Source organism: Xanthomonas sp. NCPPB 2632 (assembly GCF_041228075.2).
In the GTDB taxonomy this organism is placed as follows: domain Bacteria; phylum Pseudomonadota; class Gammaproteobacteria; order Xanthomonadales; family Rhodanobacteraceae; genus Luteibacter.
Genome location: NZ_CM192979.1, coordinates 252,442 through 278,361 on the forward strand (window position 1 = coordinate 252,442; position 25,920 = coordinate 278,361).

Consider the following 25,920-nt stretch of genomic DNA (forward strand, 5'->3'; position numbering starts at 1 on the left):
GAAACAGCATGAAGGTCCTCGTTATCGGCGGCGGCGGTCGCGAACACGCGCTGGCGTGGAAACTCGGCCAGTCCGAACGCGTCGACGAGGTCATCGTCGCACCGGGCAATGCCGGCACCGCGCGTGAGCCGGGCTTGCGCAACGTACCCGTCGCGGTCACCGACATCGACGGCCTGCTGGCCCTGGCCAGGGACGAAGGTGTCGACCTGACCGTGGTCGGCCCCGAAGTACCGCTGGTGGCCGGTGTCGTCGACCGCTTCGTCGCCGCCGGCCTGCGCTGCTTCGGCCCCTCCGCCGCTGCGGCCCAACTGGAAGGCAGCAAGGCGTTCGCCAAGGACTTCCTTGCCCGGCATCGCATTCCCACGGCGCACTACGCGGTGTTCACCCAACTGGCCCCGGCGCTGGACCATGTGCGCACCACCGGGGCGCCCATCGTCATCAAGGCCGACGGCCTGGCCGCAGGCAAGGGCGTGGTCGTGGCCATGACGCTGGCCGAGGCGGAAGCCGCGCTGGAGGACATGCTCGGGCAGCAGGCCTTCGGCGATGCGTCGTCCCGGGTGGTCATCGAGGAATTCCTCGAGGGCGAGGAAGCCAGCTTCATCGTCATCGCGGATGGCCGCCATGCGCTGCCCATGGCCACCAGCCAGGATCACAAGCGCCGCGACGACGGCGACCGCGGTCCCAACACTGGCGGTATGGGCGCCTATTCGCCGGCGCCCGTGGTCACCGATGCGGTGTCGGCGCGGGTCATGCGCGAGATCATCCAGCCGACGCTGGACGGCATGGCGGCGGATGGCGTGCCGTTCACCGGGTTTCTCTATGCGGGCCTGATGATCGATCCCGCGGGTGTAGCCAAAGTCATCGAGTTCAACGTGCGTTTCGGCGATCCGGAAACCCAGCCGATCATGCTGCGGCTTCGTTCCGACCTCGTCGACCTGATCGAGGCGGCGCTGGACGGTGCCATCGCCGACGCGACGGCCGACTGGGATACGCGTCCCGCGTTGGGCGTCGTCCTCGCCGCGGGCGGCTATCCGGGCAAGGTGCGGGCCGGTGACGTCATCACGGGCGCCGACGCGGATTTTGGCGCCGACGTGAAGGTGTTCCACGCGGGCACCGCGGACGATGCCCAGGGCCGCCCGGTGACGGCGGGCGGCCGTGTGCTGACTGTCTGCGCGCTCGGCGCCGATCTGGCCGATGCACGAGGCAAGGCCTATGCGGCGGTGGAACGCGTCCGTTTCGCGGATGCGTTCCACCGCCGCGACATCGCCCATCGGGCCTTCGACCGCTAGGGCTACCGTTTGTCCGTCACGATGTGGATCTGCCAGCGCTGGTCGTCGCTTACGCGCCGGTAGTGACTGATTTCATCGTAGATGACATGCGATATGCCGTTGGGGTTGGGTGCGGTGTCGCCCGGGCTCGGCTTCGCCGGATAGGACCACCACGGCGGCAGCAGCGCATGGTGCCGGTTCGGCCGGATGGCATCGTGCAGCGTCGGATCGAACTTCGCGTTGGGCACGCCCTTGCGCAGGTGCAGCCGCCAGCGGTCGCCGCCATTCGCCTTGGAGTGGAGGCGGTCGGCCGACCACATCCATTGCTGGTTGAGCGCGGCGCCGTAGCAGGTTTCGGCGCGTATGGCGCCGTCGGTGAGGTCTGTCGTGAGGCAGTCTCCGCTGGCGCGGTTGCGGTAGGTGCTGTCGATGTCCAGAAACCACTGCTGCTCGCGGCCCGCCAACCCGGCGTCGCAGGTCTGCATGGCGATCTCGGGGGCTGCCGGGTTCGGCTGGGCGAGGCATTTTCCTTCGCCTTCGAGTGATTGCAGGCGTACCGTCGGCTGGTGGGTCAGCAGGGGCGAGTCGAGATCCACGCGCATCGTGAAGTGGGTATCGGAGGCCGGATGGTCCGGCTCGGTGGTTTCGAACTGCCCGCCGGGAAGGGATTCGTCGAAGAAGACCCGATTCACCACCGTGGCGCGCGTCGTCACATCGATCTTCCCCCGCCACTCGCCCGGTAAACGCCAGGACGATGCGGTTTGCAGATGAGCGGACTTCATCATGTTGGTGACTTTCTTCAAGCTGTAGTACGGGTAACCGAGCTTGCTGTAGCCATCCTGGAACCGCTTGTGGTCATGCGCGATGTCGGACGACAGTTCGAAGCTCCACGTCACATGCCGCATGCCGCCCTTACCCCCGTATAGCCTGGCCTGGACCTCGTAATCGGCGGTCGGCACGGTGATCTCATGGGTCTCGACAACCCTGTCGGTACCGGGAAACAAGGTGGGTAGCTTGCCCAGCGCTCCCGCCGCGCCCGAGGGCAGGGTGGTCAGGAAATCCATGATGTTGGCGGGCACGCTGGACCCGCCACCGCTTTCCGTCGACAGTCGGGCGGTTTTCACTTCCGTGGATGGCTTGCCGCTGGTCGGCTGCATGCCGTCCAGCCTGATGGGCACATCGCTGCCGACCGCGGCGATCGAGGTGACGATGTCGTAACGCAACGGGATGAACAGGTGATACCCCTTTTCCGCGTTGAAGTGACCATTCCAAAAGGGGCCGTAGTGCTCGGGCCGTTGCCGGACATCGGTTTCCACCGACAGCACGTTCTCGTCCATACCAGGCCGGATGTCGCGCCTGATCGTGATCTTGTGACTGATCTGCCGATCGCCTTCGAGGTTCGTCTGTGACTCGAGATAAAGCCGTGGCACGTAGCCGGTCGATTCCGCAGGTTGCAGGGAGACCAGCGAGGCAAACAGTTTGAACTGTTTCGGTGGAGGCGCGTACGCCTCTACCCACCGGGAGAAAACCCCCGCGGCCTGGGTGGGGCCGATCTCGTCCGCCACATAGGCGACCTTGAGCGTGTCGGTGGCGCTCCTGACGTAGATCGCACGCCGGGCATCGGCCTGGAAGCCCAGCAGTGACATGGTGTTTTCACTGGTGCTTTCGCGTCGGGTCACAAGCACCGCGAGGCCCGCATCCAGGGCGGACATCATGCGCTGGCGCCCCTCCGCATCGCCCAGTTCGGCGTCGTCCACCCAGACGATACGACCGTCGAAACCCCGGTTGACCCAGTTGTCCGCCAGCCGTGGGTGCGCGTCGGGACTGAGCGCCGACGACAGGCTTGCCAGGGGCACGGTTCGTAGCGGAGGGGCCGCCTGCGCGAGCGGTATGAAGAACGGCAGGAGCCATCCGGCGGCGATGCAGGTTGCGAGCGATCGATGGTTCATGGGCCAATCCTTTGGCGGTGGGGGAGCAGGTGTCTTGCGTCAGCGCTCGGCATCGATCGGAAGGGGTTGCCAGTGTTCTTCCGCGCCGATATCGCGAAACGACAGAAAGCTTGCCGGCACGGCAGGTGACGTTGTCGTCAGGCTGGGAATCACGTCGCCGACGGTCGGTGCCTTGGGATACGACGACCAGGGACGGAGTAGAGGGTGATACACGTGGGTGACGATGTCCTGGTGTCGCGCATCGAAGAGTCACGTCATGACGGGATGAACGGCCAATTCTCCGGTCGAAGCCTGGTCGGATATGTAAGCGCCATGCAGGGCTTCGTGTGAGCGAACCGCTTTCCATGCCAGCCGTCGCTGTCGTCTTGTCCGCTTACTACCCTCGCGTGTCGCCAACGCTGCGATACACTGCCACGACATCCAGAGGTGGCCGCCGGCATGTCCCAGTTCTCCCTTCTCGCCAGGCGCCGCTTCGCGCCCTTTTTCTGGACGCAGGCGCTGGGCGCCTTCAACGACAATGCATTCCGCAACGCCATGGTCATGCTGGTAGCCTTCCAGATGGCGCTGCCCAGGGAGCAGGTGTCGCTCTACACGAACCTGGCGCCCGCGCTGTTCATCCTGCCGTACTTCCTGTTTTCCGCCACGGCGGGCCAGCTGGCGGAGAAGTTCGAGAAGACGCGCATCATCCGCTACGTGAAGCTGTTCGAGATCGCCGCCATGACGATCGCCGCGATCGGCTTCTTCACCCACCACATCACGCTGCTGCTGGTCGTGCTGTTCCTGATGGGCATGCACTCGACGATGTTCGGCCCGATCAAGTATTCGATCCTGCCGCAGGCGCTGGACCGTACCGAGCTGGTCGGTGGCAATGCACTGGTCGAGACGGGCACGCAGCTGGCGATGCTGGTGGGCATGATCGTCGGCAACTCGCTCATGCTGATCGCGGGTTACGGCACCCTCGCCGCGTCGCTGACCACGATCGCCATCGCGGTCGCGGGCTATCTGGTCAGCCGGTCCATTCCCGTGGCGCCGGCCACGGCGCCGGAGCTACGCTTCAACTGGAATCCGGTCAGCGAGACATGGCGTGTGCTGAAGCTCACCCATGAGGACCGCGCGGTGTTCAACGCGATCCTGGGCATCTCGTGGTTCTGGTTTTTCGGCACCGTGATGATCGCGCAATTGCCCAACTACACGCGCGATGTGCTGGGCGGCGACGGGTCGGTCAATACGCTGGTGCTGACGCTGTTCTCGCTGGGCACGGGCGTCGGCTCGCTGCTGTGCGAGCGACTTTCCGGCAAGCGCGTCGAGATCGGCCTGGTGCCGATCGGCGCATTCGGCCTCACCGTGTTCGCGGTCGATCTGTTCTTCGCGCGACCCGACGTGCCGGCCGGGGCCTCGCTCGGCTGGATGGCCTTCCTGGCCGCGCCGGGCGCCTGGCGCGCCGCCCTGGATCTCACCCTGATCGGCGCCTTCGCCGGGTTCTACGTGGTGCCGCTGTTCGCCTTCGTGCAGAGCCGCGCGCCGCGCGAGCGACTGTCGCGCATCATCGCCGGCAACAACATCGTCAACGCATTGCTGATCTGTATAGCCTCCGGTTTCGGCATCGGCCTTACCTTGCTGGGTCTTTCCGTACCGACGATCTTCCTCGTCACCGGCCTGCTCAACATCGCCGTGGCGGTGTATATCTTCACGCTCGTGCCCGAGTTCATGATGCGCTTCATCACCTGGGTGCTGGTGCATACGCTCTACCGCGTCCGCGTGGACGGCCTGAAGAACGTGCCCGAGGAAGGCGCGGCACTCGTGGTATGCAACCACGTGAGCTTCATGGACCCGCTGATCCTGATGGCAAGCGTGCGTCGGCCGATGCGCTTCGTGATGTATTACCGGATCTTCAACATCCCGGTGCTTCGCTTCGTCTTCCGCACGGCGAAGGCGATTCCCATCGCCGGTCGCAACGAAGATCCCGCCCTGATGGATAAAGCCTTCGACGCGATCGACGAGGCCCTTGCCGCCGGCGAGGTGGTCTGTATCTTCCCCGAGGGCGGGCTTACCCACGACGGCGAGATCGCCACGTTCCGCCCCGGTGTCGACCGCATCCTGGCGCGCCGCCCGGTGCCCGTGGTGCCGCTGGCGTTGCGGGGCATGTGGGGCAGCATTTTCAGCCGGCGTGACAGCGCGCTGCATCGGTCGCGGCTGCCCCGCCGGTTCTGGTCGCGGATCGAACTGGTGGGCGGCGAGCCGTTGCCCGCCGAGGCGGCGAGCGCGGCGTCCCTGCAGGCGCGGGTGAGTGCATTACGGGGGGACAAAGGCTGAGCGCCGTCGCCTCAGGCGATCCACGCCGCCAGCACGATCACCGCGACCACGGCCATCCAGACCACCAGCACGCGTCGGATCACCCGGCGGGCGTCCTCCAGTTCGACCAGCGGATCGCTGACATCCTGCGCATAGCCGTCGCCGGCTTCGACATCGGCATCCACGCCGGCACGTGCGACCGCGCCGAGGAAATCCGGCTCCAGCCGTGAGCGTGGGCTGCCCGAGGTGTGGTGCCACTGTCTCCATGCACCGATGACCGCGTCGAAGTCGGACACCAGGGCCATGGCGAAGACCATGAGATGGGCGGGCAGCCAGTCCAGCGCATCGGCCAGGCGGTGTGCCGACGTGCGCGTGGCGCCGTCCAGCGACACCGGGGCGTCGCGACCCAGCATCTGGGCCAGACGGTAGCCGAGCGCGCCGGCCGGGCCCAGCAGCAGGAACCACAACAGCACGCCGAACCGGCGGCGCAGGGCGCCGTAGAACGCGGCCTCGACGATCGCCGGTGCGTACCACGGCAGGGGCGTCTCGTCGTGGCGCAGCGCGTTCAGGGCTTCATCGCGGCGCAAGGGGTCGGCGGCACGCAACACGGCGTCGATATCCGCTTCGATCTCGCGCGGTCCCAGCGCATACGTAAGCACGACGATGGCGAAGACCAGCCAGGCCAGGTCGAAGAAGGGCAGCGAGTAAAGCAGCCCCGAGACGATCGCGGCCAGGGCGACGGGTACCAGCAGAAGTATCGCCACGCGGCCGGGGCCGGACAGGTCGCCCGTGCGCGCGACCCAGCCGCGGAACCAGCGGTCGTCCCGCCAGCGCGCCAGTCGGGGCACGCTCCAGACGACGACCAGGGCGATGAGGATGGCGAGGAGACGTAGGGCCATGGCGAGCGCAATCCGTAGATGGATGACTCGATTGTAGGCGAAGAACTCAGTGGCGCGGCGCGTCCGCCAGCAGCTGATCGAGCGATACGTGCCGCTGCGCCAGCCAGTGCTCGATCAGCCGGTACGACACCGACAGCGGCGGCGGTACGCCCAACTCGCCAGAGCGTATGCCGGCGGCGATATCGTCCGCGGTAAACCAGCGGGCGTCTTCCAGTTCGTCGTCGCGAAGCACGATCTCGCGGGTTTTCGCGGTAGCGGTGAAGCCGACCATCAGCGACGCGGGCATGGGCCAGGGCTGCGACGAGTGGTACGTGGCGTGCAGCACTTCCACGCCCGATTCCTCGCGCACCTCGCGCTTGACGGCATCTTCCAGTGATTCACCCGGCTCGATGAAGCCGGCCAGCGTGGAATAGCGACCCGCCGGCCATCCGCGTTGCCGGCCGAGCAGGCAGCGGTCGCCGTCCTCCACGATCACGATGATGGCCGCGTCGGTGCGCGGAAAATGCATGTGGGGGCCATCGGGGTTGGTGCATTGCACGCGATGCCCCGACGCCACGACGAGGGTCGGCGCCCCGCAGAGGTTGCAGAAGCGCATCTGCCGCTGCCAGTGCGCGATGCCCTTGGCGAAGGCGAACAGGCCCGCCTCGAAGGCGGGAAACACCAGCCCGGCCTCGCGCAGGTTCATGCGCCGTGCGGCGGTCAGGTCGACGAACGTCGCGGCGTGCGCTTCGTCGAGTACCAGGGCGAACCAGGCGCTGCCGGCGGCCAGGCCCAGCAGGGTGGACGGCACGTCGCCGAAGCGCTCGGCGCGCATGGCCGATGTCATCCACTCGGGGTGTTCGGCGTGGGCGGCCACGAACGCCTGGCCTTCGATGTCCAGCACGAGGAAGCGTGAATCGGCTGCGCGTTCGATCTCTTCGACCCAGACCCGATCCTCACGGCGCTCGGCCATGCGGTCGATCTCGAGCCCCGCGAAAACATTGCTCACGCGGTGGCGCCGCTCATGCGCTGAACGAGGAGCCGCAACCGCAGGTCGTCTTCGCGTTCGGGTTGCGAATGACGAACTGCGAGCCGCTGAACGACTCCGCGTAATCGATCTCGGCGCCTGTCAGGTATTGCAGCGACAGGGGATCGACCACCAGCGTCACCCCTTCGCGGGACACGGCCAGGTCGTCTTCGGCCTGTTCCTCATCGAAAGTGAATCCGTACTGGAAGCCCGAGCAGCCGCCGCCGCTGATGTAGACACGCAGCTTGAGCGACGGGTTGCCTTCTTCGTCGATCAGCTCGTGCACCTTGCGGGCGGCGGCCTCGGTGAAGATAAGAGGCGCACCCGCCGTGCGGTAATCCGGCGCGGGTGCCGACGGAGCCATGGGGAAGGGGTTGTTCATGCCGTCCATAATGGCGCCGATCGGCGGCAGGTCAAGCCTCGGATGCCACCGGCGCGGCGGCGATGGCCGCCTGGGCCAACTGGCGGACCGTTACCGGGCCGCGATGGATCATCTTGCCGTTCACCTGCGCGCCGGCTGCCATCTCCAGCACCTGGTAGTGCACGTCCCCCTCGATGCGGGCCAGTGGCGCCAGCTCCAGCCGTTCGGCCGCATCGATATCGCCGGTGACCGCGCCATTGATGACCGCATGCGGCACCTCGATGCGCCCGACCACGCGGCCGGTCTCGCTGATGGTGAGCACGCCGTCGCTGCCTGCCTCGGCGTGGACGGCGCCTTCCACTGTGCCATCCAGGTGCAGGTTGCCGTTGAACGACACGTCGCCCCGAATGACCACGCCACGGGCGATCAGGCTCGTCGCCGCGGCATTGACCGCCGGCCCCTGCGCTTTCCCCTTAGTGCTGAACATCGTTAGCCTCTTCGTTGCGTATGATATCGGTCCACGGCAGCGTGACGGCGACCGCCTCCGCGCCCGCGCCTTTCGCCTGCAGGCGCAGCCGGGTCGGCTGGAAGCCGGTCGGCAGCGTGAAACTGCCCTGGACCTGTTGAAAATACCGGAAGGCGAACGGCAGGCCCTCCCCGGAAACGGCCAGCCCCAGGTCCGTGCCTTCCAGCGTGCGGACTCGATTGTCCTGGATGCCCTCGACGGCGAGGCGGAGGTCGCCCTTGACCGGATCGCCGCCCCGGGCGCTGCGCGTCAAGGTGACCACGAGGTTCCAGGCGTCCGGGCTGCCCTTGACTGCCGTGGCCCGGGCTCCCTGGATCTTCAGGCCGTCATGCTGGCCGCCGTTGCCCACCAGCCGCGTGTAGAACGCCAGGTCGGCGCGAAGGCCGCTGATTTCCTCGTCGCGCTCGGCGAGGTTGCGCCGGAGTTCCCTGGCGGCAATCTCGGCGACCTGGCTGTCTCGCTGCCCGTTGGCCACCTGCTGGCGCAGCGCCTCGCCGCCTGCATCGCCGCCGGCCACCGTGGTCGCTGCGCCGAGGCGATGCGGCTGACGCGCGCTGACCGCCGCCCACGTCACCAGTGCCACGGCCACCAGGCTACCCAGCCAGGCGGCCAGCAGCAGGAGGCGCTTGCGCCGCGCCGCCGAGAGATCCTCGAGGCGGCGCACGACGAAGCGGGGTGGATGGCGTGACGCCATGAGCGGTTCCGTGGAGGATGCGTGAAGACGGGATGGTATCGCCTCTGCGGCTTCAGGCAAAAAGTGAGGGGTTGCGTTCTTGTGTGGGTGGGCTCGCCTTCGGCATCGCGTTGGGCTTGGTGCCTGGGGGCGTTCGAGCAAGAGCCGGCGGGTAGCCCCCTCGTGGCCACGCCTGCGGCGACCCGTCAAGGAAAGGCCGCTCCGCGGCCGTGTATTGATTGCCCTTCGGGCCGGGTCGGGCTTCGAACGGAGGTTTCCGATTCGACATCCTGTCTCAGCGGAAACGGCCGGCCGTCCTGGCCGGCCCCCTTCGGGCTTTTTCCGTTCGAAGCCCTCGCCTGCGGCTACCGGCCACGAGGGGGCTACCCGCCGGCTCTTCCCGACATTGAGGTGGGTTGTTACGCGAGCGGTCGCAGATTTGCGGGGTATGGCGTCAGCGCTTTGTTGGCTTTTCGCCCACATCGTGGGCTCCTACCACCACGGGTAGGGCCGGTTGGGGCATATCCAACGCGTGGTCGGCCGTCTGGGGGGTAGGAGCGCACGATGTGCGCGAATCAGATACACGGCCGCGCCAGCGGCCTTTCCTCAACGGGTCGCCGCAGGCGTGGCCCCGAGGGTGGCCCCCGCCGGCTCTTGCTCCAAGGCCCAAGGCCCAAGGCCCAAAGCGACGCCAAAGGCGAGCCCTCCCCAACAAGCGTACAAAGAAAAAACCGCCTCTCGGCGGTTTCTTCTTCAATGCTTGTCGAGCGATCCAACCTTGCTGAGCATGTAGCGCTCCGGTCCGATGTCCGAGATGAGGCTGAACTGCGTCTCGAGCCAGTCGATGTGCTCTTCTTCCTGGCCAAGGATGAACTTGAAGAGGTCGCGGCTGACGAAGTCGTGGATGCCTTCGCTGTAGGCAATGGCCTCGCGCAGGTCCTTCGTGGCGATCATTTCCAGGTCCAGGTCGCCCTGGAGCGCTTCGACCACGTTCTCGCCGATGCGCAGCTTACCCAGGTGCTGCAGGTTGGGCAGGCCGTCGAGGAACAGGATGCGCTCGATCAGCTTGTCGGCATGCTTCATTTCCTCGATCGACTCCTCGTACTCGTGCTTGGCGAGTTCGTTGTAGCCCCAGTCCTTGAACATCCTGTAATGCAGGAAGTACTGGTTGATCGCGGCCAGCTCGTTGTAGAGGACCTTGTTGAGGAATTCGATGACCTTCGCGTCGCCCTTCATGGGGTGTCTCCCTGGATATTCAGCCGCGACTATACGTGCCGCGGCCAGGGCGTGACGTAACGAGAATGAACACGGTTCGCGTCCGCAAGTGCGGATGCCGCGGGGATCAGGCCGTAGTGGCCAGGAACGGGAGGGAGCGGGTTTCGCTGACCGCCTGGCGCAGGCACTGGCGGGCTTCCGGCTCGCATGCGCCGCAGCAGTCCGAGCAGCCGGTGCGGGCCTGGAGTTCGGCGAACGACTCCACCCCATCGGCCGCGGCGCGGCGAATGGCGTGGTCGGTGACGGCATTGCACATGCATATGTACATGGGTCGGCATTCGAATACGAATGCGAACGATTGTCAACCGCACAAATGTGAAGGCGTGAGCCAGGCCGCCTTACTCGCCGCCGCGGGCCAGTCTTTCCAGTTCGGCCTGCTGGGGACAGGTGCCCACCGTGACGGAACAGACCGTCTCCACCATGGGCGCGAACTGCCGCAGGGCCCGTTCGTAAACCTGGCGCTTGAAATTCACGACGTGGTTGGCGGGGTACCAGAAGTCCACCCAGCGCCAGAGGTCGAACTCGGGTTTCTCGCAGGCATCCAGGCGGAACGCATCCTCGGTGCACTTGAGGCGGAGCAGGAACCACACCTGCTTCTGGCCGATGCAGGTGGGCCGCTGGTGGTGGCGCACGAAGCGGCTGGGCAGCCGGTAGCGCAGCCAGCCACGGGTTTCGGCCAGCACTTCCACGTGCTGGGCCAGCAGGCCGGTTTCTTCCTCCAGTTCGCGGTACATGGCTTCCAGCGGGGTTTCGTCGCTGCGCATGCCGCCCTGGGGGAACTGCCAGCCGTCGCGGTTGACCCGACGCGCCCAGAACAGGCGCCCGTCGCCATTGAGGAGGACGATGCCCACATTCGGTCGATAGCCATCAGCGTCGATCATCCGCCCTCCGCGAAACATCCGCTCCTGCTCGATTCAACCACAGCGCGAGAAGACGGGGCAAGGCGCTACTTGAACGGAAGGCCGTCGCCGATTAAACTGCCCGGCCTTCGTGAGCCTAGCTTGCGAACGACCAGGTTCCACGGCTAGGTAGCTCAGCTGGTCAGAGCGCGGCACTCATAATGCTGAGGTCGGCGGTTCGAGCCCGCCTCTAGCCACCAAGAAAAAGAAAGGCCGCACCCCAGGGTGCGGCCTTTTTTCGTCGGTCGTGCCGGCGAGCGCCCTCAGGCCGCCACGGGTCCCGTATCCGCCGGGTTGCCGGCCGTCCGGTGCCTCGGCCGCGCTGGCGTCGCCGTCGGCGCCTCGAGCACCGCTTTCGCCAGTTCCACCACGTTGTGCACGCGCAGCTTGGCCATCAGGTTGGCGCGATGCAATTCCACCGTTTTCGGGCTGATCCGCAATTCGCCGGCGATCACCTTGTTCAGCTTGCCGCCCATGATGCCGTCCAGCACCTGCGATTCCCTGGGCGTCAGTCCCAGGTCCCGCCGTCGGCTGGCGAGGGAAAGCGACACAGGTGCGGCGGGCTCGGCGGCAGGCAGGGGTGTCAGGTACACCGCCTGGAACGTCCCACCCGATGCTTCGACATGCTGGCGTGTCACCCGATACCGACGGGGTGAGCCTTGGGCGTCGTTGAACGCGAATTCGTCTACGCCCCCCGCCGGTTGCAGGTGCTCGGCGACCCAGCGGGGCCCGGCACGGCCGCGGCCCGCGCCGAATTCGAGGCGGAAGGCGGCATTGACCATCACCGCGCGGCCGCCTCCGTAGGGCCAGACGATGCAGGGCAGTGGAAGGGCGGCAAACACTTCCTCGGCCAGACCGCACGGGTGCGGCCGGTCGAGCGAATCACGACCAAGGCACATCGATGCCTCCTGGTGAACGCGAAAAATCCCCCCGACGGCCCCCCGGATCCGTCGCACCTGTTACGACTGCAACCTTTTCACAGCCGAATGTCCATGAATCAGAGCAGGCGGGCGCTGAAAATGCGAACTGCGTCGTGAAGGCCGTTCACGAAAATCGTCCCGGTCCATGCTCCGCTACACTAAGCGGCCACCCGCGATCGATCACGGCCATGCGCATCTTCAAGTCCTTTACCCTCGAGGCGGCCCATCGCCTGCCGAATGTGCCGGAAGGCCATAAGTGCGCGCGCCTGCACGGCCATTCGTTCCGCGTGGAGCTGCATGTCGAGGGGCCGGTAGACCCGGCGCTCGGCTGGGTCATGGACTTCGGCGATCTGAAGGCCTGCTTCATGCCGATTTACGATCGGCTGGACCATCACTACCTCAACGACATCGAAGGCCTGGAAAACCCCACCAGCGAAAACCTGGCGCGGTGGATTTTCCAGCAACTTCGTCCTTCGGTGCCCGGCCTGGCCAAGGTCGTGGTGCATGAAACCTGCACCTCCGGTGCCGAGTACACCGGCGACTGAGCAAAGCCTGTCGTCGCAACCATTCGTGGTTGCTGCGTTGCCGCATGCGGGTCTACACTCCGGCACCTCCCCCGTTCCGCCGGACGCACACGATGCCCCACGTAAACGGTTACGCCGATCTTGCCCGCTTCGTCGAGCAGGCTACATCCGCGCAAGCCCTTGCCTGGCGCGGCATGGAGCGCGTCGCCGACCTGCACCTGCAGGCGATGGAGGGGCATGCCCGGGCGGCATCCGGCCTCATGGCCGACGCGATGATCGCCACGGATGCGGCGGCGCTGCGCGCCATCCTCGTCCGCGGAGGCGACCTGCAACGGGAAGGTGTCGAGCGCGCGGCCTCCGCCGCGGGCGGCATATTCGATGTGGCCGTGGAGACGGCCACGTCGCTCGGCGCGTTGGCAGGTCAGCCCGCCAGGGCCTGATCCACGCCGCCTCCTTCGCAACGACGCGACGGACCGTCGCGCCGACGGGTGGTTATTGGACTTTCGTCGCTTGTCCCGTCGTTTACGGCGCTGGTATACTTTTCCAGATTAAACCGTGGCCCATAGAACCAAGGTGCCGCCTTCGAGCGAAACCACGGGAGCCTCGCGTTGCTCAATAGTCTTGCCGCCGGTCGTCATCTCGCCTTGCGCGTCGTTATCGCGCAGTTCGTGGTGGCCGTTGTCGCGGGACTCGTGTTTCTACTGCAGGGGCGTGCCGCCGGTATGGCCGCATTTGCAGGGGCCCTGATCGTCGCTATCGCTACCGCGCTGCTTGCCGCGCGAGCTTTCAGCGCGCTGGGCGGAGGCGGAGCGATGTATGCAAGGCTCCTGGCGGGAACGATCCTTCGCTGGATCGTCCTCATCGGTGGCATGGCGCTCATTCTGGTCCAGTGGAAACTGCCATTCTTGCCCGCCCTGGTGGGCCTGGTGGCCGGTTTCACGGTCAACGTATTTGCATTCAGATTCAAGGGTTGAGGCATGGCGAGCGAACCGCAAGGCGGTCTGACCGAGTACATCCAGCACCACCTGAACCACCTGACGGTGAATTTCAGCGCCGATCATTCGACGTTCTGGAACCTGCGTGTCGACTCCCTCGTGGTGTCGTTCGTGCTGGGTGCCATCTTCTGCCTGTGGTTCTGGCTGTTCGCCCGCAAGGCGACCTCCGGTGTCCCGTCGAAGGGTCAGGCCATGGTCGAGCTGGCCATCGAGTTCGTGGACACGCAGGTGAAGGACACCTTCCACGGCGACCGCCGCACGGTCACGCCGCTGGCCCTGTCCATCTTCATGTGGGTGTTCCTGATGAACGCCATGGACCTGCTGCCGGTGGATCTGGCCGGCTGGCTCGTGCATACGTTCGGCGGTGCCGAAACCGCGCATCACACCTTCTTCCGCATGGTTCCCACCGCGGACATCAACACCACCGTCGGCCTCTCCGTCGCCGTGCTCTTCATCGTCATCGGTCATGGCATCAAGGCCAAGGGCGGTTTCGGGTTCGGCAAGGAGATGCTCACCGCGCCATTCCACGCCCACAACCCGGTCGTGAAGCTGGTGCTGGTCATCCCGAACCTGCTGCTCAACGTCGTCGAAACCCTGTCGAAGCCCGTGTCGCTCGCGATGCGACTCTTCGGCAACATGTACGGTGGCGAATTGGTGTTCATGCTGATCGCCGGCCTGATGGTGAGCTGGATCGGCTTCGTGCCCGGCGTCGTGTTCAACACGGCGTGGGCGATCTTCCACATCCTGATCATCGCCCTGCAGGCGTTCATCTTCATGATGCTGACGATCGTCTACATCGCCACGGCGCGTGAACACCACTAACTCACCGCACCGACGTTAGACCCAAGTCCCTTTTCGTTTTTCGTTTCCACCCATTCGTCTTTCTTAGATATCCCAGGAGAACACCATGGAACTCACCGCACTCTTCGCACACGTGCAGGGCATGACCGCTATCGCCATCGGCGTGATCATCGGCCTCGGCGCGCTCGGCGCCTGCCTCGGCATCGCGATCATGGGCTCGAAGTTCCTCGAGTCGGCTGCGCGCCAGCCGGAGCTGGTTCCGCTGCTGCAGGGCCGCATGTTCCTGCTCGCCGGCCTGATCGACGCCGCGTTCATCATCGGCCTCGCCATCGCGCTGCTGCTCGCATTCTCCAACCCGCTGATCGGCGTTCTGCGCACCGCCGCCGGCGGCTAAGCAACACGCTCGTCTTCGTCGCCGTGGCCTGAAGGGCCGCGGCGACCGTCAGTACCCCTGCGTTCGGAGTCTTTGGAGAGATCATGGAAATCAACATGACCTTCCTGGGCCAGATGATCTCTTTTGCGATCCTGGTCTGGTTCACCACCAAGTTCATCTGGCCCCAGCTCAACGGTGCCATCGAAGAACGCCAGAAGAAGGTGGCCGAAGGGCTCGCCGCCGCGGAGCGCGCTCGCGCCGAGCTGAAGGATGCCGACGCCAAGGTCGCCACCGAGATCAAGCAGGCCCGCGTGCAGTCGACGGACATCATCGACAAGGCTCAGCAGCAGGCCAACCAGATTCTCGAGAAGGCCCGCGCCGATGCGATCGAAGAGATCAACCGCCTGAAGGCTTCGGCCCAGGACGAGATCGCCTCGATGGCCCAGCGTGCCCGTGAACAGCTGCGCGAACAGGTCGGTGCACTCGCCGTCCGCGGCGCGGAAAAAATCGTCCAGCGCGAAATCGATCCGGCGGCTCACAAGGCCCTGCTCGACCAGCTCGCTGCCGAGATCTGATCATGGCCCAGGCGCTCACCCTTGCCCGTCCCTACGCACGTGCCGCCTTCGAAGTGGCGCAGGCGTCCGGGTCGCTGGCCGACTGGTCGTCGGCACTGAACTTCGCGGCCCTGGTCGCGGCGGATCAGCGTGTCGCCGGCCTCGGCAACGATCCGCGCGTGTCGCCGGCCCAGCTGGTCGCGCTGCACCTGCCCGAGGGCATGGCGGCCGACACGCCGTTTGCGTCGTTCCTCGACGAACTGGCCGACAACCGCCGCATGGCGCTCCTGCCGGAAATCGCATCGCTCTACGACGACTACAAGCGTGAGTCGGAGTCGACGCTGCGGGTCAAGGTCACGAGCGCGCTGGATCTCGATGCCGCCGAGGCGGACACGCTTCGCGCCTCGCTGAAGCGCCGCTTCAAGCGTGAGATCGAACTGGATACGCACGTCGATCCGGCGCTGCTCGGGGGTGTCGTCATCGACACCGGCGAGCAGGTCATCGACGGTTCGGCGCGCGGCCGCCTGCAACGGCTGGCCAGCGCGCTGGCGCACTGATACGAGCTTCTCATACCACCGGGTGCCGCTCGTGCGGCGCAACCCAAGGAACCGACCATGTCCAGCACCACACTGAATCCGTCCGAGATCAGCGAGCTGATCAAGACCCGCATCGAGCAGTTCAAGCTCGGCGCCGAGGCACGCAACGAAGGCACGATCATCAGCGTGTCCGACGGTATCGTGCGCATCCACGGCCTGGCCGACGTGATGCAGGGCGAAATGATCGAACTGCCCAACGACACCTACGCCCTCGCGCTGAACCTCGAGCGCGACTCGGTCGGCGCCGTGGTGCTCGGTGAGTACCAGCACCTGCGCGAAGGCGATGCCGCCAAGACCACCGGCCGCATCCTCGAAGTGCCGGTCGGCCCGGGCCTGCTCGGCCGCGTCGTCGACGCTCTCGGCAACCCGATCGACGGCAAGGGCCCGATCGACGCCGTGGGCACCAGTCCGGTCGAAAAGGTCGCACCGGGCGTCATCTGGCGCCAGTCGGTCGACCAGCCGATGCAGACGGGCTACAAGTCCATCGACTCCATGATCCCGATCGGCCGCGGCCAGCGCGAGCTGATCATCGGCGACCGCCAGACGGGCAAGACCGCCGTGGCCATCGACGCGATCATCAACCAGAAAGACTCGGGCATTAAGTGCATCTACGTCGCCATCGGCCAGAAGCGCAGCTCGATCGCCAACGTCGTGCGCAAGCTTGAGCAGAACGGCGCGCTGGCCAACACCATCGTGGTGGTGGCCTCGGCGTCCGAAGCCGCCGCGCTGCAGTACGTCGCACCGTACTCCGGCTGCGCCATGGGCGAGTACTTCCGTGACCGCGGCGAAGACGCGCTCATCGTGTACGACGACCTCTCCAAGCAGGCCGTGGCCTATCGCCAGATCTCGCTGCTGCTGAAGCGCCCGCCGGGTCGCGAAGCGTACCCCGGCGACGTCTTCTATCTCCACTCGCGCCTGCTCGAGCGCGCCTCGCGCGTCAGCGCGGAGTACGTGGAAAAGATGACCAACGGCGAAGTGACCGGCAAGACCGGTTCGCTCACCGCGCTGCCGATCATCGAGACCCAGGCCGGCGACGTTTCCGCGTTCGTGCCGACCAACGTCATCTCGATCACCGACGGCCAGATCTTCCTCGAGACCGACCTGTTCAACGCCGGTATCCGTCCGCCCGTGAACGCCGGTATCTCGGTGTCGCGTGTCGGTGGTGCCGCGCAGACCAAGATCATCAAGAAGCTGTCCGGCGGCGTGAAGCTGGCCCTCGCGCAGTACCGCGAACTGGCTGCGTTCGCGCAGTTCGCCTCGGACCTGGACGCGGCGACCCGCGCCCAGCTCGACCGCGGCCAGCGCGTCACCGAGCTGATGAAGCAGGCGCAGTACTCGCCCCTGTCCATCGCCGAGCTCGGCGTGTCGGTCTATGCGGCGGAGAAGGGTTACCTCGACGACCTGCCGGTCAACAAGGTGCTGGCGTTCGAGAAGGGCCTGCATGCCTTCATGCGCCAGAACCACGCCGATCTGATGACGAAGATCGACGCCACCGGCGACTGGGACAAGGACATCGAGGCGACCTTCAAGTCGGCCGCCGACGAGTTCAAGAAGACCGGTAGCTGGTAAGAGCGTAAGGCGCCAAGCGTAAAGCGTCGGTTGCACCATGTAACTGACGCTTTGCCCTCCTAAGTTTTCACGTTTCACGTAACGGCGAGTACCCATGGCTAGCGGCCGCGAAATCAAAACCAAGATCAAGAGCACGCAGAACATGCGCAAGGTGACGCGTGCGCTCGAAATGGTCTCGGCGTCGAAGATCCGCAAGGCGCAGGACCTGATGAAGGCGTCGCGTCCCTACGCGCGTCTCATGCGCAAGGTGATCGCGCACGTGGCCCAGGCCAGCACGGACTTCACCCATCCGTTCCTCACCGAGCGGGAAAAAGTCGCACGCGTCGGCTTCATCGTGGTGTCGACCGACCGCGGCCTAGCGGGCGGCCTCAATTCCAACCTGTTCCGTCGCACGCTGACCTCGATCCGCGAGTGGCAGGACAAGGGTGCCGAGATCGACGTGGTGGCCATCGGCCAGAAGGCCGTGCAGTTCTTCCGTCGCATCAAGGGCGTGAACCTGATCGGCACGGCGACCCACCTCGGTGAGAAGCCCAAGCTGGAAGACGTCATCGGCGTGATCAAGGTCGTGCTCGACGGCTACAGCGACAACAAGCTCGATCGTGTCTTCCTGGTCTACAACGACTTCGTGAACACCATCGTGCAGAAGCCGACCATCGAGGCGTTGCTGCCGGTGTCGCTGGTCGCGAAGGAACTGGAAAGCGCCGAAGGCGATGCCGCCAAGGGCGTCAAGGTGGAGCAGACGCACGACTGGGACTACATCTACGAACCCGATGCGCGCACGGTGCTCGAGCACCTGATGACGCGTTACATCGAGTCCGTGGTGTACCAGGCCACGCTGGAGAACCTGGCCAGCGAACATGCCGCGCGCATGGTCGCCATGAAGGCCGCTTCCGACAACGCCAACAAGGTCATCGGCGAACTGACGCTGGTCTACAACAAGGCGCGCCAGGCAGCGATCACCCAGGAAATCTCGGAGATCGTCGGCGGCGCCGCCGCGGTCTGATCCCAAAGCTATACGCGATGGCGACGCACGGTGCGGCGCCCGAACCGAAACCTACTTAGATTCATCCGGAGCATTCCATGAGCCAGGGTAAAGTTGTTCAGATCATCGGCGCGGTCGTCGACGTCGAATTCCCGCGCGACCAGGTGCCGCAGGTTTACGACGCACTGAAGATCGACGGCACCGAGATCACCCTCGAAGTGCAGCAGCAGCTCGGCGACGGCATCGTGCGCACCATCGCGCTCGGTTCCACCGACGGCCTGCGCCGCAACCTCCTCGCCCGCAACACCGGCGAAGGCATCAAGGTGCCGGTCGGCGCGGCAACGCTCGGCCGCATCATGGACGTGCTGGGCAACCCGATCGACGAAGCCGGCCCCATCGGCGAGAAAGAACAGTGGGTCATCCACCGCGAAGCCCCGTCGTACGACGAGCAGGCCGCGGCCAATGAACTGCTGGAAACCGGCATCAAGGTCATCGACCTGATGTGCCCGTTCGCCAAGGGCGGCAAGGTCGGCCTGTTCGGCGGCGCCGGCGTGGGCAAGACGGTCAACATGATGGAACTCATCAACAACATCGCCAAGGCGCACTCGGGTCTGTCCGTGTTCGCCGGCGTGGGTGAGCGTACCCGTGAGGGCAACGACTTCTACCACGAGATGAAGGATTCCAACGTCCTGGACAAGGTCGCGATGGTCTACGGCCAGATGAACGAGCCGCCGGGCAACCGCCTGCGCGTCGCGCTCACCGGCCTCACCATGGCCGAGTACTTCCGCGACGAGAAGGACGAGACGGGCAAGGGCAAGGACGTGCTGCTGTTCGTCGACAACATCTACCGCTACACCCTGGCCGGTACCGAAGTGTCCGCGCTGCTTGGCCGCATGCCGTCGGCCGTGGGCTACCAGCCGACGCTGGCCGAGGAAATGGGCGTCCTGCAGGAGCGCATCACCTCGACCAAGACCGGCTCGATCACCTCGATCCAGGCCGTGTACGTGCCCGCGGATGACCTTACCGATCCGTCGCCGGCCACCACCTTCGCGCATCTGGACGCCACCGTGACGCTGAGCCGTGACATCGCCTCGCTCGGCATCTATCCGGCCGTCGATCCGCTCGCTTCCAGCAGCCGCCAGCTCGACGCCTCGGTGATCGGCCAGGAGCACTACGACATCGCCCGTCGCGTGCAGGGCACCCTGCAGCGCTACAAGGAGCTGAAGGACATCATCGCCATCCTGGGCATGGACGAGCTGTCGCCGGAAGACAAGGCCTCGGTGTCGCGCGCCCGCAAGATCGAGCGCTTCTTCTCGCAGCCGTTCCACGTGGCCGAGGTATTCACCGGCTCGCCGGGCAAGTACGTCGCGCTGAAGGAAACGATCCGCGGCTTCAAGATGATTCTCGACGGCGACCTCGACCACCTGCCGGAGCAGGCGTTCTACATGGTCGGCGGCATCGACGAAGCCATCAAGAAGGGCGAAGAGATGGGTGCCAAGAAGGCCGCGTAAGCGACCTTCTTCTCCCACTCACGACCAACGGAAGACAAGCCCATGACCCACACCATCCGCGTCGACATCGTCAGCGCCGAAGCCGAGATCTACTCCGGCGAAGCCACGCTCGTGGTCGCCACCGGTGAGCTCGGCGAGCTGGGCATCGCGCCGCGTCACGCGCCGCTGATCACCCGCCTGAAGCCGGGCCACGTGGACGTGGTCGGCACCAACGGCGATCGCCAGCAGTTCTACGTGTCCGGCGGCATCCTCGAGGTGCAGCCGCAGGTGGTGACCATCCTCGCCGATACGGCGGCCCGCGCCGCCGATCTCGACGAGGCCGCCGCCCTGAAGGCCAAGGAAGAAGCCGAGGCCGCCCTGTCTCAGCGCGGCCCGCAGATGGACGTCGCCGAGGCCCAGGCCAAGCTGGCCGAGGCCCTGGCGCAGCTGCAGGCGCTGGAGCGCATGCGCAAGACGCTCAAGCACTGAGCGACGACGCCCGTCGACCAAGGACCCCTCTTCGGAGGGGTTTTTTTTGGTTCTTTTTTCTAGCGTAATCACCGTCTTCATCCGGAACTAACCCGCGCGGCGCAACACTGTCACGTCATTTCCAGGTGATTGCCCCATGCGCACCCGCTACCGCCGAAGCCTCTGGATCATCGGAGTCGTTGCCGTCGTGTTGATCGCGGCCCGCATCGCCTTGCCCTATGTCGTGCTCAACTACCTCAATCACCGTCTGGCCCATATGGGTGCGTACAGCGGGCGCATCGCGGATATCGACATCCACCTGTGGCGCGGTGCGTATTCCATCGACGAGATGTCCATCACCAAGGTGGACGGCAAGGTGCCGGTGCCGCTGTTCAAGACCGCACGCGCGGATATCTCGCTGACCTGGAAGGCGCTGGTGCAGGGGCACTTCCGCGGCAAGATCGATTTCTTCGATCCGGTGGTGAACTTCGTCGACGGCAAATCCGAAGGCGAGAAGCAGACCGGCCAGGGCGTGGACTGGCGCGAGCAGCTGCATGCGCTGGCGCCGTTCCGCTTCGACGAGATCAATGTCTTCAACGGCACCATCACCTTCAACAACTTCGTGTCGAGTCCCAAGGTCGACCTGAAGATGACCGACGTCAACGGCACGGTGACCAACCTCACCAACGTCAAGCGCGAAGGCGGCGACCGCGTGGCGCACATGCACGCCACGGCGAAGGTGCTGGGCGACGCGCCGCTGGAAACCAGTGCCGAGATCGATCCGGTGGAACGCCTGGGCGATTTCCACTATTCGATCTCGATCCGCAACATCAAGCTGGTCAAGGCGAACAGCCTGGCGCGTGCGTATTCCGGCCTCGATTTCGCCGGTGGCGAAGGCGACTTCGTGATGGAACTGCAGGCCAAGGACCGCAAGCTCACCGGCTACGCCAAGCCGCTGTTCCACGGCCTCAAGCTCTTCAGCTGGAAGCAGGACGTGGAGCAGGACAAGAAGGGACCGCTGAAGCTGGCTTACGAAGCGGCTGCCGAGGGCGTGGCCAAGATCTTCAAGAACCATGCGAAGGACCAGTTCGCGACGCGCGTGTCCATCTCCGGCAACATCGACGATAAGAGCGTGTCCACGTCCGATGCCATCGTCGGCATCCTTCGCAACGCCTTCGTCGAGGCCTACAAGCCCAACCTCGAGAACCTCTCCAAACGGCCGGACGACAACTAGCCGACTTGGCACGGCCGCCCAAACGCGCGACAGTGCGGCCCTCGTATCCAGGCAGGCCCGATCGCCCATGACCGCTACGCCCCTTCACGTCCTCGTCCTCGCCGCCGGCGAGGGCAAGCGGATGAAGTCCGCCTCCGCCAAGGTGCTGATGCCGCTGGCCGGCCGCCCCCTGCTGGCGCATGTCGTTGCCGCGGCCCGTGCGCTGCACCCGTCGAGCATCCATGTCGTATACGGCCACAACGGCCAGCAGGTGCGCGACGCGTTCGCTGCCGATACGTCGCTGGGCTGGATCGAGCAGCGTGAGCGCCTGGGCACCGGGCATGCCGTACGTACGGCGCTGGAGTACCTGGACGCCGCGGGCATCCTTGCAGGGCGCGTGCTGGTGCTCTACGGCGACGTGCCCCTCGTCCGGTCGGAAACGCTCGCGGCGCTGGTCGGCGCCCCCGGGGCCCTGGCCATGCTGGCCACGCGGCTGGCCGATCCGCACGGTTATGGCCGCGTGGTGCTCGACGCCGACGGCCGGGTCACCCAGGTCGTCGAGGAAAAGGATGCCGACACCGCGCAGCGCGCGATCGACCGCGTCAACACGGGCATCGTCGCCGGTGACGCCGCGCGCCTGCTCGGCTGGACGCAAAGCCTCGGCAACGCCAACGCGCAGGGTGAGTACTACCTCACCGATGTCTTCGCCATGGCGGCCCGGATCGGCATGCCGGCGGCGTGCGTGCCCTGCGATCCCGTCGAGGCGTCCGGTGCCAACGATCCCTGGCAGCTGGCCGGCCTGGAAGCCCTGCATCGCGAACGCGCGGCGCGCGAACTGGCCCTGGCGGGTGTGCGCCTGGCCGATCCGGCACGCCTGGATGTGCGCGGTACGGTACGTGCGGGCCGCGACGTGGAGATCGACGTCAACGTGATTCTCGAAGGTGAGGTGGTCCTCGGCGACGACGTCCGCATCGGTCCGTTCACGCGGCTGCGCAACGTCACGCTGGCGGCGGGCACGGTGGTGCTCGCGCACGGTGACCTCGACGGCGTGGTGACGCACGGCCCCTGCACCATCGGCCCGTTCGCGCGCCTCCGGCCGGGCACCGACCTGGCGGCGGGCGTCCACATCGGCAACTTCGTGGAGACCAAGAACGCGCGCATCGGCGCGGGCTCCAAGGCCAATCACCTCAGTTACCTCGGCGACACCGTCATCGGCAGCGGCGTGAACATTGGCGCGGGCACGATCACCTGCAACTACGACGGCGTGAACAAGAGTCGCACCACCATCGAGGACGGGGTGTTCGTCGGCTCCAACAGTGCCCTCGTGGCGCCGGTGACACTGCATGCGGGAGCGACGATCGGTGCCGGTTCCGTGATCACGAAGGACGCGCCGGCCGACACCCTGACGATGTCCCGTGCGCGGCAGACGGCCATCGAAGGCTGGACACGGCCTGTGAAAAAGTCCTGATCGACAGGCGGCGTCGAGCGCCGCCTGTCGATCAGGCGTGGCGGTAACGCCAGCCGTCGATCTCGACCAGCAGTTCGGCCCGGCAGATATCGCCATGCACGAGTAGCAGGGGCGCGCCGGGCAGGCGCTGCGCCGCGAACGCGCGCACTGCCGCTTCGTCGGCCGGATGCCGCACGTAGACCTTCAACGGCGCCGATGCACCGAGGCCAACGGGCATGCCCGCCGAATCCAGCAGGGCGTCGAGGTTGCGCAGGGTCTCCGCCAGCTGGGCGTCGAGGTCACCCGCATGGGCCGACGCATGTCCCACGACGGCGGCGGTACCGGAAATCGCCAGTACATCGTCGGCGGGCAGCAGGGTAGCCCGGGCAAAGCTCGGCGGCGTGCGGCCGTACTGGCGCGGATACTGCCATGCGCTGACCTGGCGGGGGTTTTCAACCCGCGTGCCGGGCCGGTCGGTGGCCAGCAGATAGACCTGGAGCAGCCCGGGATCGGCGTGGTGGCCGATGGCGGAGGCGGCGGGAAAGCCCTGCGCGAAGGCATCGCCCATACCGCGGATACGGCCGGTGCAGAAGTGCTTGTAGCGCTCGTCGTCACCGCTGCCCTCGTTGATGGCACCGAGGTAGTTCCAGATGCGCTGCACGTGGCACTCGACCGCCTGCCCGACGAAATCGGACAGCAGCCCATACGCATACGCCGCGGCGCCTTCCGGTCCGCCGTGGTCGTCCTCGTGGCACTGCACCGCGGCATACAGCCAGCCGCCGCCACGCGACCAGCGCAGGTCGCCCTCGCGACCGGCTTCCACCGGGGCATCCACTTCCCAGGATTCCATCGGTGCGTCGCCGAGGGGGCTCAGTGCCACCTGCAGCCAGCGCGGATCGTCGCTGTGGCCGGCATCGGGACCGAAGCCGAACAGTGCCAGGGTGTGGGGGCCCGGCGCGGCCGTGCCGTGACGATAGTGCACCCGTGGCGAGGGCGACGGTGCGGCCGCGAGCGCAGGGCGCTCGCGCATTTCAGTGCCGTGGGGCATCGGTTATTCCATAGAACGCGTTCAGGGCATCATATCGCCCCGCAACGGGCGTGGAACGTGAACGGACAGGCTCGGCGCCTATGAATGGCGTCGGCGAACGGCCCAGGGCGCTGTGGTAAACTCCGCGACCGCTGCCATCCGGGGGGAGGCAGGCATATCCAGGATCTGGAAAGACCACATGGCAACGCAAACCGCAGCACAGCACGAACTCGCCGAACTGATCGTCACGAGCCTCAACCTCGAGTCGGTGCAGCCGGCCGACATCGATCCGGATGCGCCGCTGTTCGGTGGCGACCTGGGCCTGGACTCCATCGACGCGCTCGAAATCGCGCTGGCCGTGTCCAAGCGGTACGGTTTCCAGCTGAAGTCCGACAACCCGGACAACCGCACCATCTTCACCAGCCTGCGCACCCTGTCCGATCACATCGAACAGCACCGCGCCGCGGCCTGACCGTCGTTCCGGTGCGCACGGGATGGGTCGATCCTGCCCCGGCCGTCCACCGGAGATGCCAATGAGCGATGCCGCCGATCCCGCGTCCTGCGTGCGCACCCTGCGCTTCGACGCCAGCCATCCCAGCTTCGCGGGTCATTTCCCGGGGCAGCCCATCGTGGCCGGCGTCCTGCTGATCGAGGCTGCTGCGTCGGCGCTGCTCGCCTGGCGGGGCTTGTCCGTGCGCCAGGTGATCGACGCCAAGTTCCTCGCGCCCCTTCGCCCGGACGAGACGGCTGAGCTGGAGCTTGGCGCGCTCGACAATGGGCGCTTCCGATTCACGGTGCGTCGCGGCGCCGACATCCTCCTGCGCGGCACGCTGGAAGGCGTGGCATGAGCCACTGGCAGCAGCGTGAAGGCGGCGGCGTGGTGGCGATCTGGCTGATCCGGACGGTCGCGCTGGGCTTCGGGCGCCGTGTCGCGCGCCTGCTGCTGTATCCGATCGCCCTGTATTTCTTCCTCCGGCGAGCCGACGAGCGTGCCGCCTCGCGTGCCTACCTGAGCCGTGTCCTGGGGCGTCCGGTGCGGTCCCGCGACGTGTTCCACCATATCCACCTGTTCGCGGGCACCTTGCTGGATCGCCTGTTCTTCCTCGCCCGTGGCGAGCGCGACTTCCGGGTGGAGACCGAGGGGCTGCAGCACCTCGACCGCTGGATCGACGTGGGTCGCGGCGTGCTGCTGATTGGTTCGCACCAGGGCAGCTTCGAGGCGCTGCGCGCGCTCGGCGCCCGACGTCCCGACGTGCCTTTGCGCGTCGTGCTCGACAAGCAGAAAACCCCGGCCCTGACCACGGTGCTCGAAGCGCTGGCGCCCGAGGTCGGTGCCGCCGTGATCGACGCGTCGCGCGGGGGCACATCCGTGGCGCTGGCCATGGCCGAGGGTGCGGCGCAGGGCGCGATGGTGGCCTTGCTGGCCGACCGGGGGCATCGCGATGAAGTCACCCGCCGGGTGCCCTTCCTCGGTACGCCGGCGCCGTTCCCGGTGGGGCCGTGGCTGCTGGCCGGTGCGTTGAAGATCCCGGTGGTGCTGTGCATGGGCATCTACCTGGGCGGCAATCGCTACCGGCTGATCTTCGAGCCGTTCTCCGATGGCATCGCCATCCCGCGTGCGCAACGTGCCGCGGCGCTGGACGACATCATCGAGCACTATGTACGACGGGTGGAACATTACGCACGCGCCTATCCATTCAACTGGTTCAACTTCTACGACTTCTGGCAGGAAGCCGAGGCGGCCGCCGAAACGCCGGTGGCCCATGCTTCGTCCGCGACCGACCCATCCGTCACCAGGCCGGTGCGATGACCG

At 66.2% G+C, this 25,920-nt stretch carries 29 protein-coding genes and 1 tRNA gene; 19 read left to right on the forward strand and 11 right to left on the reverse strand.

What is annotated here, in order from left to right; translation table 11 throughout:
* The first annotated feature begins 8 nt into the window (after positions 1-8).
* Positions 9-1,289: a phosphoribosylamine--glycine ligase gene (gene purD / locus AB8808_RS01085; RefSeq protein WP_369926003.1), complete on the forward strand. Its 1,281-nt coding sequence runs from the start codon at positions 9-11 to the stop codon at positions 1,287-1,289.
* Between the two features lie 2 nt (positions 1,290-1,291).
* Here the strand turns inward: purD and AB8808_RS01090 are convergent, their stop codons facing one another.
* The gene (locus tag AB8808_RS01090) at positions 1,292-3,217 is read right to left on the reverse strand and encodes a ricin-type beta-trefoil lectin domain protein (RefSeq protein WP_369926005.1); all 1,926 of its coding nucleotides are present in this window, start codon (positions 3,215-3,217) and stop codon (positions 1,292-1,294) included.
* Between the two features lie 438 nt (positions 3,218-3,655).
* Between AB8808_RS01090 and AB8808_RS01095 the strand changes: the two genes are divergently transcribed.
* Positions 3,656-5,530, forward strand: coding sequence for an MFS transporter (locus AB8808_RS01095; protein WP_369926007.1), 1,875 nt, complete (start codon positions 3,656-3,658; stop codon positions 5,528-5,530).
* Positions 5,531-5,541: 11 nt separating this feature from the next.
* Here AB8808_RS01095 and AB8808_RS01100 read toward each other — a convergent pair whose 3' ends face one another.
* The 8 genes from AB8808_RS01100 to AB8808_RS01135 form a co-directional block, all read right to left on the reverse strand.
* Positions 5,542-6,408: a beta-lactamase induction protein gene (locus AB8808_RS01100; RefSeq protein WP_369926008.1), complete on the reverse strand. Its 867-nt coding sequence runs from the start codon at positions 6,406-6,408 to the stop codon at positions 5,542-5,544.
* Positions 6,409-6,454: 46 nt separating this feature from the next.
* Positions 6,455-7,396: an NAD(+) diphosphatase gene (gene nudC, locus AB8808_RS01105; RefSeq protein WP_369926010.1), complete on the reverse strand. Its 942-nt coding sequence runs from the start codon at positions 7,394-7,396 to the stop codon at positions 6,455-6,457.
* Between the two features lie 13 nt (positions 7,397-7,409).
* On the reverse strand, positions 7,410-7,796 hold the full coding sequence (erpA, locus tag AB8808_RS01110) for an iron-sulfur cluster insertion protein ErpA (RefSeq protein ID WP_369926011.1): 387 nt from the start codon (positions 7,794-7,796) through the stop codon (positions 7,410-7,412).
* A gap of 31 nt (positions 7,797-7,827) precedes the next feature.
* Positions 7,828-8,262, reverse strand: a complete 435-nt coding sequence (locus AB8808_RS01115; RefSeq protein WP_369926014.1) for a bactofilin family protein — start codon at positions 8,260-8,262, stop codon at positions 7,828-7,830.
* On the reverse strand, positions 8,249-8,995 hold the full coding sequence (locus AB8808_RS01120) for a DUF6776 family protein (RefSeq protein ID WP_369926016.1): 747 nt from the start codon (positions 8,993-8,995) through the stop codon (positions 8,249-8,251). The genes AB8808_RS01115 and AB8808_RS01120 overlap by 14 nt, the downstream gene beginning before the upstream one ends.
* Before the next feature lie 732 nt (positions 8,996-9,727).
* Positions 9,728-10,210: a bacterioferritin gene (gene bfr, locus AB8808_RS01125; RefSeq protein ID WP_036109515.1), complete on the reverse strand. Its 483-nt coding sequence runs from the start codon at positions 10,208-10,210 to the stop codon at positions 9,728-9,730.
* 106 nt (positions 10,211-10,316) lie between these two features.
* The gene (locus tag AB8808_RS01130; protein WP_369926019.1) at positions 10,317-10,505 is read right to left on the reverse strand and encodes a (2Fe-2S)-binding protein; all 189 of its coding nucleotides are present in this window, start codon (positions 10,503-10,505) and stop codon (positions 10,317-10,319) included.
* 82 nt (positions 10,506-10,587) lie between these two features.
* Positions 10,588-11,130, reverse strand: coding sequence for an RNA pyrophosphohydrolase (locus AB8808_RS01135; protein ID WP_036138375.1), 543 nt, complete (start codon positions 11,128-11,130; stop codon positions 10,588-10,590).
* A gap of 141 nt (positions 11,131-11,271) precedes the next feature.
* Between AB8808_RS01135 and AB8808_RS01140 the strand changes: the two genes are divergently transcribed.
* Positions 11,272-11,348: transfer RNA gene (locus AB8808_RS01140), tRNA-Met, on the forward strand.
* A gap of 63 nt (positions 11,349-11,411) precedes the next feature.
* Here AB8808_RS01140 and AB8808_RS01145 read toward each other — a convergent pair.
* Positions 11,412-12,047, reverse strand: coding sequence for a LuxR C-terminal-related transcriptional regulator (locus AB8808_RS01145; protein ID WP_369926021.1), 636 nt, complete (start codon positions 12,045-12,047; stop codon positions 11,412-11,414).
* Between the two features lie 209 nt (positions 12,048-12,256).
* On the opposite strand from AB8808_RS01145, the gene queD reads away from it, so the two are divergent.
* The 13 genes from queD to glmU all read left to right on the forward strand — a co-directional run bounded on the left by queD (position 12,257) and on the right by glmU (position 23,101).
* The gene (gene queD, locus AB8808_RS01150; protein WP_369926023.1) at positions 12,257-12,613 is read left to right on the forward strand and encodes a 6-carboxytetrahydropterin synthase QueD; all 357 of its coding nucleotides are present in this window, start codon (positions 12,257-12,259) and stop codon (positions 12,611-12,613) included.
* Between the two features lie 92 nt (positions 12,614-12,705).
* Positions 12,706-13,032: a hypothetical protein gene (locus AB8808_RS01155; protein ID WP_369926025.1), complete on the forward strand. Its 327-nt coding sequence runs from the start codon at positions 12,706-12,708 to the stop codon at positions 13,030-13,032.
* Between the two features lie 168 nt (positions 13,033-13,200).
* A complete protein-coding gene (locus AB8808_RS01160) occupies positions 13,201-13,566 on the forward strand; it encodes an ATP synthase subunit I (RefSeq protein ID WP_036138367.1) in 366 nt (121 codons plus the stop codon).
* Positions 13,567-13,569: 3 nt separating this feature from the next.
* Positions 13,570-14,409: a F0F1 ATP synthase subunit A gene (gene atpB / locus AB8808_RS01165; RefSeq protein ID WP_369926027.1), complete on the forward strand. Its 840-nt coding sequence runs from the start codon at positions 13,570-13,572 to the stop codon at positions 14,407-14,409.
* Between the two features lie 85 nt (positions 14,410-14,494).
* A complete protein-coding gene (gene atpE / locus AB8808_RS01170; protein ID WP_036109522.1) occupies positions 14,495-14,782 on the forward strand; it encodes a F0F1 ATP synthase subunit C in 288 nt (95 codons plus the stop codon).
* Positions 14,783-14,865: 83 nt separating this feature from the next.
* Positions 14,866-15,336, forward strand: a complete 471-nt coding sequence (locus AB8808_RS01175; protein WP_036109523.1) for a F0F1 ATP synthase subunit B — start codon at positions 14,866-14,868, stop codon at positions 15,334-15,336.
* A 2-nt stretch (positions 15,337-15,338) separates the two neighbouring features.
* Complete coding sequence (locus AB8808_RS01180) at positions 15,339-15,872, forward strand: F0F1 ATP synthase subunit delta (RefSeq protein ID WP_369926030.1); 534 nt, start codon at positions 15,339-15,341, stop codon at positions 15,870-15,872.
* Positions 15,873-15,929: 57 nt separating this feature from the next.
* Positions 15,930-17,480, forward strand: a complete 1,551-nt coding sequence (atpA, locus tag AB8808_RS01185; protein ID WP_369926032.1) for a F0F1 ATP synthase subunit alpha — start codon at positions 15,930-15,932, stop codon at positions 17,478-17,480.
* A 94-nt stretch (positions 17,481-17,574) separates the two neighbouring features.
* Positions 17,575-18,483 (forward strand): F0F1 ATP synthase subunit gamma, encoded by a 909-nt coding sequence (gene atpG, locus AB8808_RS01190; RefSeq protein ID WP_036138356.1) that lies wholly within the window; start codon positions 17,575-17,577, stop codon positions 18,481-18,483.
* Positions 18,484-18,560: 77 nt separating this feature from the next.
* Positions 18,561-19,973, forward strand: a complete 1,413-nt coding sequence (gene atpD, locus AB8808_RS01195; RefSeq protein ID WP_036138355.1) for a F0F1 ATP synthase subunit beta — start codon at positions 18,561-18,563, stop codon at positions 19,971-19,973.
* 42 nt (positions 19,974-20,015) lie between these two features.
* Positions 20,016-20,441: a F0F1 ATP synthase subunit epsilon gene (locus tag AB8808_RS01200; protein ID WP_036138353.1), complete on the forward strand. Its 426-nt coding sequence runs from the start codon at positions 20,016-20,018 to the stop codon at positions 20,439-20,441.
* A gap of 136 nt (positions 20,442-20,577) precedes the next feature.
* Positions 20,578-21,654 carry an AsmA family protein gene (locus AB8808_RS01205; RefSeq protein ID WP_369926036.1) on the forward strand — a complete coding sequence of 359 codons (1,077 nt, stop codon included), beginning with the start codon at positions 20,578-20,580 and terminating at the stop codon, positions 21,652-21,654.
* Between the two features lie 67 nt (positions 21,655-21,721).
* Complete coding sequence (glmU, locus tag AB8808_RS01210) at positions 21,722-23,101, forward strand: bifunctional UDP-N-acetylglucosamine diphosphorylase/glucosamine-1-phosphate N-acetyltransferase GlmU (protein WP_369926038.1); 1,380 nt, start codon at positions 21,722-21,724, stop codon at positions 23,099-23,101.
* A gap of 31 nt (positions 23,102-23,132) precedes the next feature.
* Here the strand turns inward: glmU and AB8808_RS01215 are convergent, their stop codons facing one another.
* A complete protein-coding gene (locus AB8808_RS01215) occupies positions 23,133-24,128 on the reverse strand; it encodes a chorismate transformation FkbO/Hyg5 family protein (protein ID WP_369926040.1) in 996 nt (331 codons plus the stop codon).
* 178 nt (positions 24,129-24,306) lie between these two features.
* Here AB8808_RS01215 and AB8808_RS01220 point away from each other — a divergent pair, with 178 nt between their 5' ends.
* From AB8808_RS01220 to AB8808_RS01230, 3 genes are all read left to right on the forward strand, one after another.
* Complete coding sequence (locus AB8808_RS01220; protein WP_036138341.1) at positions 24,307-24,579, forward strand: phosphopantetheine-binding protein; 273 nt, start codon at positions 24,307-24,309, stop codon at positions 24,577-24,579.
* 61 nt (positions 24,580-24,640) lie between these two features.
* Positions 24,641-24,955 carry an ApeI family dehydratase gene (locus AB8808_RS01225; protein ID WP_369926042.1) on the forward strand — a complete coding sequence of 105 codons (315 nt, stop codon included), beginning with the start codon at positions 24,641-24,643 and terminating at the stop codon, positions 24,953-24,955.
* Positions 24,952-25,917: a lysophospholipid acyltransferase family protein gene (locus AB8808_RS01230; RefSeq protein WP_369926044.1), complete on the forward strand. Its 966-nt coding sequence runs from the start codon at positions 24,952-24,954 to the stop codon at positions 25,915-25,917. The genes AB8808_RS01225 and AB8808_RS01230 overlap by 4 nt, the downstream gene beginning before the upstream one ends.
* Positions 25,918-25,920 lie beyond the last annotated feature (3 nt).

Excerpts from the sequence above, each read along its gene's own strand:
- AB8808_RS01155 (WP_369926025.1), top strand. The coding sequence starts at position 12,706 with ATGCCCCACGTAAACGGTTACGCCGATCTTGCCCGCTTCGTCGAGCAG.
- AB8808_RS01135 (WP_036138375.1), bottom strand. The coding sequence starts at position 11,130 with ATGATCGACGCTGATGGCTATCGACCGAATGTGGGCATCGTCCTCCTC.
- atpA (WP_369926032.1), top strand. The coding sequence starts at position 15,930 with ATGTCCAGCACCACACTGAATCCGTCCGAGATCAGCGAGCTGATCAAG.
- AB8808_RS01205 (WP_369926036.1), top strand. The coding sequence starts at position 20,578 with ATGCGCACCCGCTACCGCCGAAGCCTCTGGATCATCGGAGTCGTTGCC.
- AB8808_RS01100 (WP_369926008.1), bottom strand. The coding sequence starts at position 6,408 with ATGGCCCTACGTCTCCTCGCCATCCTCATCGCCCTGGTCGTCGTCTGG.
- AB8808_RS01180 (WP_369926030.1), top strand. The coding sequence starts at position 15,339 with ATGGCCCAGGCGCTCACCCTTGCCCGTCCCTACGCACGTGCCGCCTTC.
- purD (WP_369926003.1), top strand. The coding sequence starts at position 9 with ATGAAGGTCCTCGTTATCGGCGGCGGCGGTCGCGAACACGCGCTGGCG.
- queD (WP_369926023.1), top strand. The coding sequence starts at position 12,257 with ATGCGCATCTTCAAGTCCTTTACCCTCGAGGCGGCCCATCGCCTGCCG.
- AB8808_RS01120 (WP_369926016.1), bottom strand. The coding sequence starts at position 8,995 with ATGGCGTCACGCCATCCACCCCGCTTCGTCGTGCGCCGCCTCGAGGAT.
- AB8808_RS01145 (WP_369926021.1), bottom strand. The coding sequence starts at position 12,047 with ATGTGCCTTGGTCGTGATTCGCTCGACCGGCCGCACCCGTGCGGTCTG.
- AB8808_RS01090 (WP_369926005.1), bottom strand. The coding sequence starts at position 3,217 with ATGAACCATCGATCGCTCGCAACCTGCATCGCCGCCGGATGGCTCCTG.
- AB8808_RS01225 (WP_369926042.1), top strand. The coding sequence starts at position 24,641 with ATGAGCGATGCCGCCGATCCCGCGTCCTGCGTGCGCACCCTGCGCTTC.
- AB8808_RS01130 (WP_369926019.1), bottom strand. The coding sequence starts at position 10,505 with ATGTGCAATGCCGTCACCGACCACGCCATTCGCCGCGCCGCGGCCGAT.
- AB8808_RS01175 (WP_036109523.1), top strand. The coding sequence starts at position 14,866 with ATGGAAATCAACATGACCTTCCTGGGCCAGATGATCTCTTTTGCGATC.
- AB8808_RS01200 (WP_036138353.1), top strand. The coding sequence starts at position 20,016 with ATGACCCACACCATCCGCGTCGACATCGTCAGCGCCGAAGCCGAGATC.
- atpB (WP_369926027.1), top strand. The coding sequence starts at position 13,570 with ATGGCGAGCGAACCGCAAGGCGGTCTGACCGAGTACATCCAGCACCAC.
- atpE (WP_036109522.1), top strand. The coding sequence starts at position 14,495 with ATGGAACTCACCGCACTCTTCGCACACGTGCAGGGCATGACCGCTATC.
- erpA (WP_369926011.1), bottom strand. The coding sequence starts at position 7,796 with ATGAACAACCCCTTCCCCATGGCTCCGTCGGCACCCGCGCCGGATTAC.
- AB8808_RS01115 (WP_369926014.1), bottom strand. The coding sequence starts at position 8,262 with ATGTTCAGCACTAAGGGGAAAGCGCAGGGGCCGGCGGTCAATGCCGCG.
- AB8808_RS01220 (WP_036138341.1), top strand. The coding sequence starts at position 24,307 with ATGGCAACGCAAACCGCAGCACAGCACGAACTCGCCGAACTGATCGTC.
- bfr (WP_036109515.1), bottom strand. The coding sequence starts at position 10,210 with ATGAAGGGCGACGCGAAGGTCATCGAATTCCTCAACAAGGTCCTCTAC.
- atpD (WP_036138355.1), top strand. The coding sequence starts at position 18,561 with ATGAGCCAGGGTAAAGTTGTTCAGATCATCGGCGCGGTCGTCGACGTC.
- AB8808_RS01095 (WP_369926007.1), top strand. The coding sequence starts at position 3,656 with ATGTCCCAGTTCTCCCTTCTCGCCAGGCGCCGCTTCGCGCCCTTTTTC.
- glmU (WP_369926038.1), top strand. The coding sequence starts at position 21,722 with ATGACCGCTACGCCCCTTCACGTCCTCGTCCTCGCCGCCGGCGAGGGC.
- AB8808_RS01215 (WP_369926040.1), bottom strand. The coding sequence starts at position 24,128 with ATGCCCCACGGCACTGAAATGCGCGAGCGCCCTGCGCTCGCGGCCGCA.
- atpG (WP_036138356.1), top strand. The coding sequence starts at position 17,575 with ATGGCTAGCGGCCGCGAAATCAAAACCAAGATCAAGAGCACGCAGAAC.
- AB8808_RS01230 (WP_369926044.1), top strand. The coding sequence starts at position 24,952 with ATGAGCCACTGGCAGCAGCGTGAAGGCGGCGGCGTGGTGGCGATCTGG.